Genomic DNA, 1,227 nt, shown 5'->3' with positions numbered 1-1,227 from the left:
CCGGATGCGCGCCATCACCGCGGAAGACCGGCACGCCGATCTCGCCCGCGAGGGTGGCGAGCTGGTCTGCGGCGGCGGGGCGGTACACGTCGCCAGCCGCGAGCAGCGGGCTCTTGCCCTGCTTCTTCAAGAGGTAGGCGAGTTTCGCCGCAGCCGTGGTCTTACCGGAGCCCTGCAGGCCGACGAGCATGATAACGTTGGGGATGCGGCTCGAGAGCACGAGTTTGCTCTCGGTGCCGCCCAAAAGCTCGGTCAGCTCGTCGAGGACGATCTTGACGACGTTCTGCGCGGGCGTGAGGGACTCGAGCACCTCGGCCGTCATGCAGCGCTCTTTTGTAGCGGCCACGAAGTCCCTGACGACCTTGAAGTTGACGTCGGCTTCGAGCAGCGCCATGCGGATGTCGCGCATGGCGGAGGTGATATCGGCCTCGGTGAGCTTGCCCTTGCCGCGCAGGCGGTCGAGGGTCTCGGTCAAGCGGTCGGACAGGCTGTTGAACATCGATGCGCTCCTTCAGGGCGAAAACCCGCATAGCGGGCGAACTCAGTGACCTTTGATTATAGTTCAGGTGCCCCGGACGCCGCCTCCCCATTCCACGCGGCGAGAACTCCATCGAAGGCGCGTCGGCGGGCTGCGGAGAGGGGTCGGGCGAGGGCTGCGATCACCTGAGGATCAACCGAAGCACAGTCAACGGAACGCGTACGCGATGAAACCGGAGAAAGGCGTTGACCCTACTCCCCGCCCACGAGGGCGCGGGCGAAATCATGGGCATCGAACGCCTGGAGGTCGTCCACCTGCTCGCCCACGCCCACCCGGACGATCGGCAGCTTGAGCCGCGCGGCGACGGCGAAGGCGATCCCGCCCTTGGCGGTGCCGTCGAGCTTCGTCAGGATGATGCCGTCGAGACCGAGAGCCTCGTTGAACTCAAGCGCCTGGTTGAGTCCATTCTGCCCCGTCGCGGCGTCGATCACGAGGATGACGCGGACGGCCATCGGCCCCGTCTTCATGCTCGCGGCGCGCTTGCGGGTCACGTTGACGACCTTGGCGAGCTCGCGCATGAGCTCGGGCGAGGTGTGCAGGCGGCCCGCTGTGTCGATGAGGACGAGGTCGCGGCCCGAGCGCTCGGCCTCGTCGAGCACGTCGAAGCAGACGCTCGCCGGATCGCTGCCGCGCTCGCGCTTGACCACGGGAACGCCGGCGCGCTGGCCCCAGACGTCGAGCTGCTCGAT

The 1,227-nt window shown here is 67.2% G+C and carries 2 protein-coding genes; both read right to left on the bottom strand.

Annotation, left to right across the window (positions count from 1 at the left end; genetic code table 11):
* On the bottom strand, positions 1-499 hold a 499-nt coding region (locus CAP13_RS08680; protein ID WP_143764941.1), incomplete at its 3' end, for a signal recognition particle receptor subunit alpha.
* Positions 500-729: 230 nt separating this feature from the next.
* Positions 730-1,227 (bottom strand): P-loop NTPase family protein (locus CAP13_RS08675; RefSeq protein WP_483862416.1); only part of this gene is annotated, 498 nt, incomplete at its 5' end.

Source organism: Collinsella vaginalis (assembly GCF_900176655.1).
In the GTDB taxonomy this organism is placed as follows: Bacteria; Actinomycetota; Coriobacteriia; order Coriobacteriales; family Coriobacteriaceae; genus Collinsella; species Collinsella vaginalis.
Note: the sequence above shows the minus strand (reverse complement) of the source record. Positions and strands in the feature narration are given on the sequence as shown.